General features: G+C 55.8%; 9 protein-coding genes. 8 read left to right on the top strand and 1 reads right to left on the bottom strand.

Annotation, left to right across the window (positions count from 1 at the left end):
- The first annotated feature begins 15 nt into the window (after nucleotides 1-15).
- The 8 genes from ACZ5N7_RS09655 (at nucleotide 16) to ppk1 (ending at nucleotide 11377) form a co-directional block, all read left to right on the top strand.
- The gene (locus tag ACZ5N7_RS09655) at nucleotides 16-3801 is read left to right on the top strand and encodes a DNA polymerase III subunit alpha (protein WP_464659051.1); all 3786 of its coding nucleotides are present in this window, start codon (nucleotides 16-18) and stop codon (nucleotides 3799-3801) included.
- A gap of 95 nt (nucleotides 3802-3896) precedes the next feature.
- A complete protein-coding gene (locus ACZ5N7_RS09650; protein WP_464659050.1) occupies nucleotides 3897-4418 on the top strand; it encodes a phosphatidylglycerophosphatase A family protein in 522 nt (173 codons plus the stop codon).
- Nucleotides 4419-4790: 372 nt separating this feature from the next.
- Nucleotides 4791-4979: a glutamate decarboxylase gene (locus ACZ5N7_RS09645; RefSeq protein WP_464659048.1), complete on the top strand. Its 189-nt coding sequence runs from the start codon at nucleotides 4791-4793 to the stop codon at nucleotides 4977-4979.
- A 58-nt stretch (nucleotides 4980-5037) separates the two neighbouring features.
- Nucleotides 5038-5919 carry an acetyl-CoA carboxylase, carboxyltransferase subunit beta gene (gene accD / locus ACZ5N7_RS09640; RefSeq protein WP_464659046.1) on the top strand — a complete coding sequence of 294 codons (882 nt, stop codon included), beginning with the start codon at nucleotides 5038-5040 and terminating at the stop codon, nucleotides 5917-5919.
- A complete protein-coding gene (locus ACZ5N7_RS09635; protein ID WP_464659044.1) occupies nucleotides 5909-6883 on the top strand; it encodes an acetyl-CoA carboxylase carboxyltransferase subunit alpha in 975 nt (324 codons plus the stop codon). Before accD ends, ACZ5N7_RS09635 begins: the two co-directional genes overlap by 11 nt.
- Nucleotides 6876-8630, top strand: coding sequence for a pyruvate kinase (gene pyk, locus ACZ5N7_RS09630; RefSeq protein ID WP_464659043.1), 1755 nt, complete (start codon nucleotides 6876-6878; stop codon nucleotides 8628-8630). Before ACZ5N7_RS09635 ends, pyk begins: the two co-directional genes overlap by 8 nt.
- Nucleotides 8631-8776: 146 nt before the next feature.
- The gene (locus ACZ5N7_RS09625; protein ID WP_464659216.1) at nucleotides 8777-9196 is read left to right on the top strand and encodes an acyl-CoA thioesterase; all 420 of its coding nucleotides are present in this window, start codon (nucleotides 8777-8779) and stop codon (nucleotides 9194-9196) included.
- A 102-nt stretch (nucleotides 9197-9298) separates the two neighbouring features.
- Complete coding sequence (ppk1, locus tag ACZ5N7_RS09620) at nucleotides 9299-11377, top strand: polyphosphate kinase 1 (RefSeq protein ID WP_464659041.1); 2079 nt, start codon at nucleotides 9299-9301, stop codon at nucleotides 11375-11377.
- Here ppk1 and ACZ5N7_RS09615 read toward each other — a convergent pair.
- Nucleotides 11346-12878, bottom strand: coding sequence for a Ppx/GppA phosphatase family protein (locus tag ACZ5N7_RS09615; RefSeq protein ID WP_464659039.1), 1533 nt, complete (start codon nucleotides 12876-12878; stop codon nucleotides 11346-11348). The genes ppk1 and ACZ5N7_RS09615 overlap by 32 nt on opposite strands.
- Between the last annotated feature and the right edge of the window lie 169 nt (nucleotides 12879-13047).

The raw sequence follows: 13047 nt of genomic DNA, 5'->3' as shown, positions 1-13047 counted from the left end.
GAAGGGAGAACGAACATGAGCCAGTTTGTGCATCTGCACGTTCACAGCGAATACAGCCTTTTGGACGGAGCGGCCCGGACCAGCCAGCTGGTGGAGAGGGCGGCGGAGCTCGGCATGACTTCGCTGGCCCTCACGGATCACGGGGTCATGTACGGCGCCATTCCTTTCTACAAAGCCTGCGCTGCCCGCGGGATCAAGCCGATCATCGGGTGTGAAATGTACTACACCGCCGGTTCGCTGAGAGATAAAGGGACACGGCAGGAGCAGCCTATCTACCATCTGATTCTGCTCGCGAGAAATATGGCCGGCTACCAGAATTTGATGAAGCTTTGTTCGATTGGCCATTTGGAAGGCTTCCACTACAAGCCCCGCATCGACCACGAGCATCTCGCCCTGTACGGGGAAGGGCTGGTGTGCCTCAGCTCCTGTCTCGGAAGCGAAATTTCCCAGCATCTGCTGTATGACCGGAAGGAAGAAGCCAGGGCGGCTGCCGAGCGGTACAGGGGCATTTTCGGGGAGCATTTTTATCTGGAAATCCAGGATCACGGCCTTGTGGAGCAGAAAAAAGTAATGAAAGCGATGATCAAGCTGTCGGAAGAGACCGGGATCCCGCTCATTTGCACCAACGATGTGCACTATGTCGCGGCCCAGGACGAACCCGTGCAGGACATTCTCGTCTGTATCGGCACGGGCAAAACGGTAGAGGACGAAGACCGGCTGAAGTTCTCGACGAACCAGATGTTCCTGAAGAGCGCGGAAGAGATGGAGCGGCTGTTTCCCCATGTTCCGGAAGCGCTGGCGAACACTTTGAAAGTGGCGGACAGCTGCTCCTTGGAGCTGGAATTCGGCCGCTCTATCCTGCCGGAGTTCAAGCCTGTGCCTGACGGGCAGTCAGCGGCGGACTATTTGGCGGATTTGTGCTGCAAAGGCTTGTGGGACAGATATTCCCAAACTGCAGGCTGGGAGGAACAACCGCACCGCAAAATGTTGGAGGACAGGCTCCGGTACGAGCTGGATGTCATCGACCGGATGGGCTATTCGGATTACTTTCTGATCGTCTGGGACTTCATCCGGTATGCCCATGAGAACGGGATACCGGTAGGTCCCGGACGGGGATCGGCCGCAGGCAGTCTGGTCGCATACGTGCTCAAGATCACGGACGTCGACCCGATCCGTTTCGGGCTGCTGTTCGAACGGTTTTTGAACCCGGAGCGGGTGTCGATGCCCGATATCGATATCGATTTCAGCGACGAGGACAGGGACCGGGTCATTGATTACGTCGTGCAAAAATACGGCTCCGGGCATGTGGCCCAGATCATCACATTCGGGACGATGGCCGCGAAAGCGGCTGTCCGCGACGTCGGAAGGGCGCTGAACGTTCCTTATAACGAAGTGGACAAGGCGGCCAAAATGATTCCTTACGGAGCCCATAATTTGGAAGAGGCGATAAAGCTGAATCCGGACCTGAAAACGCTGGCCGAGCGGAGCGCCCGCACCGCGGAGCTGCTGCAGATGGCGATGAAGGTGGAAGGCATGCCCCGCCACGCTTCCACGCACGCGGCGGGCGTCGTCATCTCGCGTGAGCCGCTCACCCGCTACGTTCCGCTGCAGGAAGGCTCGGAGCAGACCGCGCTGACGCAGTATTCGATGGAGAACCTGGAATCCATAGGCCTGCTCAAAATGGATTTTCTCGGCCTGCGGACCTTGTCGATCATTCAGAGGACGGTCCGCTGGATCGAAGAGCAGTATGGGGTTGCGATTGATTTTCAGAACCTTCCGATGGACGATGAACCGACCTATGAGCTGCTGAGCAAAGGGGATACGACCGGCATATTCCAGCTGGAGTCCGCGGGCATGCGGCGGGTGCTCAAGGAGCTGAGGCCGTCGGAATTTGAGGATATCGTCTCGGTGCTGGCTTTGTACCGCCCGGGACCGATGGAATTTATCCCGAAATATATTGCCGCCAAGCACCAGCAGATTGAGGCGGAATATCCGCATCCCGATCTGGAACCGATTCTTGCCGATACTTACGGCATCATCGTCTATCAGGAGCAGATTATGCAGATCGCGTCCAGAATGGCGGGATTTTCGCTGGGTGAGTCGGATTTGCTGCGCCGCGCCGTAAGCAAGAAAAAGCGCGAAGTGCTGGACGAGCAGCGGGCGCATTTCGTGGCCGGCAGCGCAGATCAGGGGTACACGGAGGAAGAGGCGAACAAGGTGTACGACATGATCGTCCGGTTCGCGGATTACGGCTTCCCCCGGGCGCACGCGACCGCATACGGGGTGCTCGCTTTCCGGACGGCTTACCTGAAGGCGCATTTTCCGGTGCAGTTTATGGCTTCGATGCTGACCGCCGTAGTCGGCAACCACAGGAAAACGGCCGAGTACGTCGACGAATGCCGCCGGATGGGGATTCCGGTGCTTCCTCCGGATGTGAACGAGAGCGGCGTCGCTTTTACGCCGGTGGAGAACGCTGGGCAGAGGCGGGCTGCGGCCCCGCTTGAAGCAGGCGGGAGCGCCGGATGGGCGGGAGGAACCGGGTCTGCAGCAATGGCGGCGGACGAGGCCCGCCAAGGCTTGGTAGCCGCGGGAGCTGCAGGACAATCGGAAAATAGAGCGCGCGGACATGAGGCGCCTATGTTTGGGGCGATCCGGTTCGGCTTGGGAGCGATCAAGAATGTCGGAACTCATGCCATCGATACGATCCGCACAGAGCGGCGCGAGAGCCCGTATGCGGATTTGCTCGATTTTTGCCGGCGCGTCGATCTGCGCGTATGCAACAAGCGGGTGATCGAGTCGCTGATCCACGGCGGCGCGATGGATTCGCTTCCCGGCCACCGCGCCCAATTGATCGCGATGCTTGAGGAAACGCTGGAGGCTGCCGTCAAATGGCGCAAGGAACGCGAAGCGTTCCAGCTTTATCTCGAAGGCTTCGAGGAGCAGATCAACTGGACGATCGAGTATCCGGACATCCGCCCGTTCAGCGCGATGCAGCAGCTGGAGATGGAACGCGAGCTGCTCGGCCTGTTCCTTTCCGGGCATCCGCTCGATGCTTATGAGGAGGCCCTGAAGGAACTGGAGCCCGATCCGCTGCATCTGCTCCAGGAATATGAGGACGGCGCCGAGGTGACGGTCGCCGGGATGATCGTCTCGCTTAAGACGATCGTCTCCAGGAAAGGGCAGGCGATGGCCTTCGCCGAGCTGGAGGATCGCATCGCCAAGGTCGAGGTCGTCCTGTTTCCCGAAACTTGGAAACAGGCCTCCGCCCTGGCGCAAAAAGGGCGCCTCGTCCTGCTGAGAGCAAAACTCCAACAGCAGGACGAGGACGCCAAGCTGCTGGCGGACCAGCTGCTTCCGCTGGAGGAGCCGATGGATCGGCTCCTCCGGCTGAAGCAGCGACGGTCCGCCCCAGCCGCGGCGCCGGCGGCGCAGCGCGCGCAGCACGCGCGCACGGCTCCGCCGGCGGCGCAGCCGCAAGCGGCCGCCGCCGGCGCTGGCGCCAGCGCCGCAGCGCGCGGCCCGCGGCGGCCGACTGCGCCCCGCGGCGCGGCGTCGGCAGCACCCGCAGGCAGCGCCCAGCGGGTGTTCGTCAAGATCGGCGCGGCCCTCGAGACGCCGTACAGCCTGGAGCAGCTCAAAACGCTGCTCCAGTCGCACCCCGGCCCGCTCAAGGTCGTCCTGTTCTACGAACGCACGAAGCAGGTGATCGAGCTGACCGGTCCTTACACGGTCAAGCCCTCCCCCGAGCTGTTCGGCCAAATTGAAAGCATCATGGGCAAAGATTGCGTAAAAGTGAAATAATCCGGCATTTCCCGGCATAGATTTAAGAACCCGTGAGAGCGCAGCTCTATGCGCGGCACGACCTTGGCGGGGTAAAGGATCCGGGAGGTTTGCCTATGTCTCAACATTTAGTCGTACTTTTGGAACAGCGAGGCGTAAAGATCGACGATATAGCCGATATCGTGTTCGCCCTGCAGAAGCCTTACAATGACCGGCTGAGCAAGGACCTGTGCACCGAAAGCGTGCTGGCCGTGCTGCAGAAAAGGGAAGTGCAGTATACTTTTTATACCGGGATCGCGCTGGACGAATTGGCGGAACGGAAGCTGCTGCCGGAACCTCTGCAGTCGATCATGGAAGCCGATGAATCGCTGTATGGCGTCGATGAGACGCTGGCGCTGGGCATCACGAACGTTTACGGAATGATCGGACTTACTAGCTTTGGCTATTTAGATAAAGTAAAGCCGGGCATCATCCAGGAATTGAACAACAGCGCGACCCGTATCCACGTGTTTTTGGACGATTTGATCGCTGGTTTGGCGGCGGCGGCGTCCGCCCGTATCGCCCATAAGAACAAAAACGCGGCGAGCTACCACCAGCCGGCGGATCCTTGTGGAAACCCGGCAGACGATGTGGAATAGCCTCAAAATCCGTCCAATCCCCGGGGTTAACGAGCCAAAAACCGGACTTGCCTCCAAGGCGGGTCCTTCTTTTTCTATGGTTCGGCAGCCCTTTAACTTCGATCAGGAAACGCGGGAGCAAGCATCCAGGAAGATCCTTCCTTTTCTATGGTTCGGCATGCTTCGCTCCTCCAAGCGGAGCGGTAGCATGCCCGGGAACACACCGTTTTGCGCCCGCGCCAGGCCGATGATCCCGTCATTCAAACCCTGATCGCTTATAACCGCTGTTGCGGTAAAAAAACAACTTATGTTATTATTATTCCATTATGTCGGCGTGCTTTGTGTGAAAAGCTTTATCAATCGGCTGCTGCATTCGATCGGGAGGTTTGTCCTATGTGGACGGTAATTTACATTGCCCCAACGGCTAGAATTGCCGAACGAATCAAAAACAAGCTCTCCGAAGAGGGCTTTCTCGTACAAGTCCGGGCTGTTTCTTTGAACAACAATCAATACGAAATCCTGATTCCCGAAGGGGAGCTGGAGGAAGTCCAGGAAGTTCTCAACGCCATTTTACATAGGTGAAAATGGTTTTTTAGTCTGTCCGTCCCGCGTCACAATAACGGCTTGGTGAGGTGTATACGTGTTAAAGGACTTATTTCAAAAACGAAAATACGCAACGATACCTTCGGAGACGGCAACAGCGCGGTCTGAGCGGCGGGAGATCCCCGAAGGATTGATGATTAAATGTATAAAATGCGGCACCATCCAGTACAGCAAGGAGCTGGAGAAAGGCCTGAAAGTATGCTCGGCCTGCGGCTACCACTTTAAGCTTACGGCAAAAGAACGGATTGCCATGCTTATGGATGAAGGCCGTCTTTTTGAATTTGAACAGGATATGGTGTCCGAGGATCCGCTGCTCTTTCCCGATTACGCGCAGAAGTACGCAAAAGCACGGCAGAACACCGGACTTAACGACGCCGTAATTACAGGTGAAGGCACAATCGGCGGATTTCCAGTCGTGGCCGCCGTCATGAGCTTCGATTTTATGACCGGGACATTGGGTTCGGTGGTCGGCGAGAAGGTGACCCGTGCGATAGAGACGGCGATGCAGAAGAAATATCCGCTCATTGTGTTCTCCACTTCCGGAGGGGCGAGGATGCAGGAGAGCATCCTGAGCCTAATGCAGATGGCCAAGACCAGCGCCGCCCTATCCCGTTTCAACGAGTCGGGAGGACTGTTCATTTCCGTCATCACCGATCCGACATACGGCGGTGTGACGGCAAGCTACGCCATGCTGGGAGACATCATCCTTTCGGAGCCCGGCTCCGCTTTCGGCTTCACCGGACCGAGGGTCGTAGAGCAGACCATACGGGCGAAGCTGCCGGACAATTTTCAGACGGCTGAATTTAACCAGGCGCACGGTTTGATCGATAAAGTGGTGCACCGCAAGGATCTGAAGACGGTGTTGACCGGGCTGCTGGACATGCATATGGAAAAGGGGGACCGGTCTTATGGCAAATGAGATGCCTTTTGAGCAGCCTCTGGCGGAACTGCGCAGCAAAATCGAGGAATTACGTAAATTCGGCCTGGATAAAGGAATCGACTTCAGCGAAGAAATCAAGCGGCTGGAAGACAGATACCGCCAGCTGGAAGCGGAACTGTATCAGGGAATGAGCACGTCCGAGCAGATGCAGCTGGCGCGGCATCCCCAGCGTCCCACTACACTCGACCTGATCCCTCATATTTTTACAGATTTTATGGAGCTGCACGGGGACCGTCTCTATGGAGACGACCAAGCGGTTGTAGGCGGGCTCGCCAAGCTTAACGGCATTCCGGTCACTGTGGTCGGCCACCAAAAAGGAAAAGACACGAAAGACAATATTAGCCGTAATTTCGGAATGTCCCATCCCGAAGGCTTCCGCAAAGGGCTTCGTTTGATGAGGCAGGCGAACAAATTCAAAAGGCCGATCATCTCCTTTATCAATACGCCGGGGGCTTTTCCCGGGAATGCGGCGGAGGAGCGGGGACAGGGCGAGGCTATCGCCCGGAATTTAATGGAGATGGCGTCCTTTGGAGTTCCCATCATCTGTGTTATTATAGGGGAGGGAGGAAGCGGCGGGGCGCTGGCTTTGGCAGTAGGCAACCGTGTGCTGATGCTGGAGAACGCCATTTATTCCGTCAGTACGCCCGAGGCGGCGGCTTCCATTCTTTATAAGGACGCGGGCAAGTCTATGCAGGCAGCCGAAGCGATGAAAATCACGGCGGACCACATCCATTCCCTGGGCGTGGTCGACGAAATCGTGCCGGAGCCCAAAGGCGGGGCCCACCGTGATGTGGCCGGACAAGCCGCTACGATCAAAGAGATGGTATGGCGCCATCTGCAGCAGTTAATGCCGATGACAGATGAAGAGTTGCGGGAAGACCGCTACCGGAAATTTAGAGAAATCGGCAGATTCACCTATATTCAGGAGGGAAACCATGCGTAAAACCAAGATTGTCTGTACCATCGGACCTGCCAGCGAATCGCTCGAGAACCTGACGAAACTGATTGAAGCGGGTATGAACGTAGCTCGCCTGAACTTTTCCCATGGAGATTTTGACGAGCACGGCAACCGGATAAAGAATATTCGGGAAGCCGTCAGGAACACAGGCAAGAATGTAGCTGTGCTCCTCGATACCAAAGGCCCGGAAATCCGTACGGGAAAGATCAAGGAAGAGCCGATCGAGCTGCAGCAGGATGACCGCATCATCCTGACGACGGAAGAAATTCTGGGCGATGCGAGCCGCATTTCGGTCACTTATAAAGATCTTCCCAATGATGTTTCTAAAGGATCGACAATTCTGATCGACGACGGATTGATCGGTCTGGAGGTGCTTTCCACCAGCGGGACGGAAATCGAATGCCGCATAGTCAACGGCGGGCCGATCAAGAGCAAGAAGGGCGTCAATGTGCCGGGAGTGAAGATTTCCCTGCCCGGCATAACCGAAAAGGACGCGAGCGATATCGTTTTCGGAATCGAACAGGGCATCGATTTCATCGCCGCTTCTTTTGTGCGCAAAGCGGCCGACGTCCTTGAGATCCGCGAGCTGCTGGAGAAGCACAATGCGACGCATATTCAGATCATTTCCAAAATCGAGAACGAAGAAGGCGTGGAGAATCTGGATGAAATTCTGGAAGTGTCCGACGGTCTGATGGTTGCCCGAGGAGACTTGGGGGTTGAAATTCCGACCGAGCAGGTGCCGCTGGTCCAGAAGACAATTATCCGAAAGTGCAACATGGCCGGCAAGCCGGTTATCACCGCAACGCAAATGCTGGATTCCATGCAGCGCAACCCGCGCCCTACGCGCGCTGAAGCGAGTGACGTGGCGAACGCTATCTTTGACGGGACGGACGCCATCATGCTGTCCGGTGAAACGGCTGCGGGCAAGTACCCGGTCGAATCCGTGGAAACCATGGCCCGCATCGCGGTTAAAGCGGAATCCGCGCTAGAATACCGCGAAATTTTCCTGAGACAAAGCAACGCCCAGCAGACCTCCGTTACGGAAGCGATCTCTCAAGCGGTGGCGAACTCCGCGCTGGATCTTCACGCCAAAGCGATCATCACGGCTACGGAAAGCGGATATACCGCGCGTATGGTATCCAAATACCGCCCGAGTGCGCCGATCATTGCCGTCACCTCCGATGAAGGAGTTATGCGCAGGCTGGCACTCGTATGGGGTGTCATTCCGATTCAGGGAGAACAAGCGAAGTCAACCGACGACATGTTCGATCTGGCTGTTGAGAACGGCAGGAAGACCGGCATCATCGGCTTGGGCGACCTCGTCATCATCACCGCGGGGGTTCCTACCGGCCGCTCCGGCTCCACCAACCTGATCAAAGTGCATCACGTCGGCGAAATGATCGCCAAAGGTTTGGGGATCGGCACCCAGACCGCTACCGGGAAAGTCGTCGTTGCCCGCTCGCCTGAAGAAGCGGTCCGCAAAGTGACGCAGGGCAGCGTGCTCGTTACCGTCACAACGGATAAGGACTATGTCCCCGCATTCGAGAAGGCGGCCGCCGTCATCACCGAAGTGGGAGGCATCACTTCCCATGCCGCTATCGTCGGCCTCAGCCTGGGCGTACCGATTATCGTAGGCGTGGACAAGGCGACGGAGCTGCTCAAGGATGGAATGGAAGTGTCCTTGTATCCTGAAGTCGGCGTTATTTACAGCGGTAAAGCGAAAGTTCTGTAAGCCTTGCCCGCTTGAAAAAAATACGACGGATAGAGTGAAGTCAGAGGCATCTGATATTTCACTCTTTTTTTCTTCAAGGAGAGGTTGACTTGATTAAAAAGTGGTTCAAACACACCATCAGGGTGCGCTACCAGGAAACCGACGGCATGGGAGTCGTCTATCACGGCAACTATATCAATTGGTTCGAGCTGGGCCGTACGGAGTTGATCCGCCAGCTCGGCCTGTCCTACCGCAGGGTGGAGGAGCTGGGGCTCATGCTGCCCGTCCTCGAGGTGGAGGCCAAATATCATCTGCCCGCCCGTTACGATGACATTATCGACATATACACCCGTATAGATTATTTTGACCGTCTGAGGATGGATTTTCGCAGCGAGATTCGCAGGAAGCATGCTTACACGGAAGGAAACGACAAGCTCGCACAACCTGGCTCCGCCGGGGAGCCCGCAGGGGAACTCTTGGTGAGCGGGGGCACGAGGCATGTCTGGGTCAACGGCGAATGGAAGCCCGCCCGGCTGGACCGGAGCGCTCCGGACTTATACAGGCTGCTGCAGGAAAGTAAAGCATGATTGTTCCAGCCTGGAGGGCATAGTAAAATATGCTTACATACACAAAACGGTTCTATCCGTAATCTTGGATAAACTACTGTTTTATTGGAGGCTTCTTGATCGATGAACACAAATGGAGAGCAACCGGTCCGGGAATATATCAACCGGGATTTAAGCTGGGTGGAGTTTAACCGAAGAGTTCTGGAGGAAGCGCAGGACGAGACGACGCCTTTACTGGAGAGGGCTAAGTTCCTGTCTATCGTTTCTTCCAATCTGGACGAGTTCATGAGCGTACGCGTGGCAGGAATTCACGACCAGATCAAGGCGGGCTATGCCAAGAAGGATTTTACGGGATACACTCCTGGAGTGCTTGTGCGGCGAATTATGCGAAGGATCGGAAAGATGGTGTCCGACCAGTATAAGACGTACCGTACAATCACGAAGGAGTTTGCCAAAGAAGGAATATACATTTCCCATTATAAAGATTTGAACGCAACGCAGAAAAAGGCAGTGGACGCCTATTATCACGATATCATTTTTCCGGTGCTTACTCCTATGGCGGTGGACCAGAGCCGTCCTTTTCCGCTCGTTCACCATCATTCGGTCTATTTATCCGTGGTGCTCACCAGCAAGGAGGAGCTCGAAACGGATGAGCCTTATTTTGCCATTCTCCAGGTGCCTTCGAATTTGTCCCGCACGATCCGGGTGCCGTCACGCCCCAACAGCAAAAAGCAGGAGTTCATCATGATGGAAGACCTGATTGAGCAGCATATTCAATCCCTCTTCAGCGGCTATATCCCGATCGACGTGCACGCTTTCCGCTTGACCCGCAACGCAGACCTGCCATTGAACGAGGAAGGGGCCGAGGATCTCCTGGAAGAGATTGAGAAAGAGCTGCTCAAAAGGCGCTGGGGCGCTCCGGTCAGACTGGAAGTGGAGAAGGGCATACACCCGTACGCGCTTGATATGCTGAAGGAAGAATTCGAGATTACGGATGAAATTTTTATGATTGACGGACCGGTGGATTTGACATTTTTGATGAAAATGGTTTCGGGCCTAAGCGGTTTTCATCATTTGCGCTATGAGCCGATCGAGCCGGTCTACCCGGCAGAGCTGGCCGATACTGACATCTTTGCAGCGCTGCGGCAGCAGGATGTAGTGGTGTACCACCCGTATGAGTCGTTTGAAGCGATGACCGATTTTATATGCAGGGCCGCTGTAGATCCTCAAGTTCTGGCTATCAAAATGACGCTGTACCGGGTGAGCGGAAATTCCGCGCTGATCCAGGCGCTCGGCCATGCTGCCGAATCGGGCAAGCAGGTTACGGTCGTTGTGGAACTGAAAGCGCGGTTTGATGAGGAACGCAATATCGCCTGGGCGCGCAAGCTGGAGAAAGCCGGCTGCCATGTAGTTTACGGGCTGGTCGGTCTGAAGACTCACGCGAAGATCACTCTGGTCGTCAGACAGGAGCAGGATTCGCTGAGAAGGTACGTTCATGTGGGGACAGGCAACTATAACGATAATACCGCGCGGCTGTACACCGATGTAGGGCTGTTTACTTCCCATCCGGTGATCGGGGAGGACGCGTCGGAGCTGTTCAACGAGATGACGGGGTATTCCACCCCTCACGAATGGAAGGCTTTTGGCGTGGCTCCAAGCATGCTCAAGGCGTCGCTGTTTGATCTGATCCGCCAGGAGGCGAGGAATGCGGCGGAGGGGCGCAAAGCGAGAATTATTGCCAAGATGAACTCGCTCTCCAATCAGGAAATGGTGGACGAGCTGTATGCCGCTTCCAGAGCGGGGGTCAAGATTGACCTGATCGTGAGAGGCGTATGCTGCCTTCGTCCGGGTGTGGAAGGACTGAGCGAGAATATTACGGTAAGAAGCATCGTGGACCGCTACCTTGAGCATTCGAGGATCTTTTACTTCGAAAATGACGGAGAGCCCCTTGTATTCCTTTCCAGCGCGGACTGGATGACCAGGAACTTGACCCGCAGGGTGGAATTGATGTGCCCGGTATTCGATCCCGGCATCCAGCGGATCGTCATCAGGATTCTCGAGCTCAGCTTGAATGACAATGTTAAGGCGAGGGAGCTGTTGTCCAGCGGCCTGTACCGCCGTATAACCGATGACCGTCCGCCGCTGCGCAGCCAGTTCGAAGCGATGGATATCAGTTCATGGAAACCAAAGGGGAGAAAATGACCTGCAGCCGCCAGATTTTTTCAAAATCTTTGGAGACGGCCTCGGCTTCCCTCAGCTCTACGGAAGCCTCTCCCTCGCATTTCAGCTGCAGCCGCAAAATATCGTTCTTGACCTTGGCGGTCAGTTCCTGGACCGGCTGTGTCTGGCTGCGGTCCAAGGCGATAGCCAAATTTACCAGCGAACCAAGCTGGCTGATCAGTTCCGGATCGGACTCCTGCAGAATATCGGCGTATTTGCCCGCGGTCTGTTGGGTCTGATTTTTTGTTTTGAAAGAGGCTGTCATGGCGCACAGCAGAATATCCCGATGGGTTAAGCCGTCTATGCGGGAATTTGCGATCATGTAGAACGTGTGCTTGATAAATTGATAATAATTCACAGTCACCCCTATCCGGTAGAGCAGCGCCGCCGTGCGGATGTAGGTTTCAGCTTTGGGATCCAGCTGCCGATGCTGTTTCAGCCCGTCGAACAAAGCGCAGGCCAAACGGCTCACCTGCTCAACATGGCGGACGGTGGAAGTCGGGTGCAGCGCCAGCAGATTGCGTATGCTGTATTCCAGGACATTGTCCAATTTGGGCCTATCCGGTTGGACGATCTGGAAGAACAAGCCGTCTCTCAAGCCTGAGCCGCTGGTGACATATTTGCCGGCGCCCACGGTTTTGCCTACCGTTTCCAGGATGGCGGCCCCGGAAACGATAATATCGGCGCGCTCTTTGGACAGGCCGTCGATTTTCTTTCTTTTGTCTAGAGGCATCTCCGCCATCCAATGGATTAAATCCTCCATCTCCCTGCTGGAGATCTCATAGTTGTGCGTTAGCGGAAGAGAGTATCTCGTCCTGCGCTGATGGATTTTGCCCAAGCTTCGCATGGTCCCTCCCAGGCCGATGAGCGGAACGCCGGGAGAGTTCAACGTCCACGGATGCCGTTCCATGGCGCTTTGTACCATTTGACGCAGCTCCTTCAGGCTCTCCGGACTGAACTCTCCCGACTTCGCATAGCGGCGGGTCGAATTGACGGCGCCGAAGGGAAAAGAGTAGCTGTTCACGATTTCACGGTCACGGAACAAAGTGAGCTCCGTGCTGCCGCCGCCGATATCGACCAGAAACCCTTTGTCGACATCCATCGTGTTGGCCGTTCCCAGAAAGCCGAGATACGCCTCCTGCTCGCCGGAAAGAATCTGCACGTCCAGTCCCGTATGGGCTTTCAGCAGGGAGACGATTTCGAGCGAATTCGAAGCGTTGCGGATCGCGGCGGTTGCCACGGCCTTGACCCGGGTGGCGCCGCTTGCTTCGCACAGCGCTTTAAAATGGGAGAGAATGGATACAATATTCATGATCTGGCTATGGGCGAGCCTGCCGTCGGCTCCGATGCGTTCGCTCAGCCGAGGGGATTCCTTGGCTTCGTCTATGATCCGGTGGGAATCCGTAGTAAGTTCGTAGATAACAAGACGTATTGAATTCGAACCGATGTCTATAATGCCTAACCTGGTACCCTTTGTGTCCATCGAGAAGCCTCCGTTGCTTGATTTACAACTATTTTACCATCGTTTCACTGGCCGTCCAAATGGCATGCAAGAAAGAAAGTTTATAGTGGCGATAATGAAGTTTTATGTCTTGTTTTGTTCCTTTCGGTCGTAAATTCCTTTATAGTAAAGATTAGGGCAATGTATTTTA

This window comes from Paenibacillus sp. JCM 18996, from assembly GCF_055392555.1.
The sequence above is the reverse complement of the archived record's forward strand: the minus strand, read 5'-3'. Positions and strand labels throughout refer to the sequence as shown.

What these genes read in the sequence shown, in the direction of transcription:
- ACZ5N7_RS09655 (WP_464659051.1), top strand. Translation starts at nt 16, where the DNA reads ATGAGCCAGTTTGTGCATCTGCACGTTCACAGCGAATACAGCCTTTTG.
- ACZ5N7_RS09650 (WP_464659050.1), top strand. Translation starts at nt 3,897, where the DNA reads ATGTCTCAACATTTAGTCGTACTTTTGGAACAGCGAGGCGTAAAGATC.
- ACZ5N7_RS09645 (WP_464659048.1), top strand. Translation starts at nt 4,791, where the DNA reads ATGTGGACGGTAATTTACATTGCCCCAACGGCTAGAATTGCCGAACGA.
- ACZ5N7_RS09635 (WP_464659044.1), top strand. Translation starts at nt 5,909, where the DNA reads ATGGCAAATGAGATGCCTTTTGAGCAGCCTCTGGCGGAACTGCGCAGC.
- pyk (WP_464659043.1), top strand. Translation starts at nt 6,876, where the DNA reads ATGCGTAAAACCAAGATTGTCTGTACCATCGGACCTGCCAGCGAATCG.
- ACZ5N7_RS09625 (WP_464659216.1), top strand. Translation starts at nt 8,777, where the DNA reads ATGGGAGTCGTCTATCACGGCAACTATATCAATTGGTTCGAGCTGGGC.
- ppk1 (WP_464659041.1), top strand. Translation starts at nt 9,299, where the DNA reads ATGAACACAAATGGAGAGCAACCGGTCCGGGAATATATCAACCGGGAT.
- ACZ5N7_RS09615 (WP_464659039.1), bottom strand. Translation starts at nt 12,878, where the DNA reads ATGGACACAAAGGGTACCAGGTTAGGCATTATAGACATCGGTTCGAAT.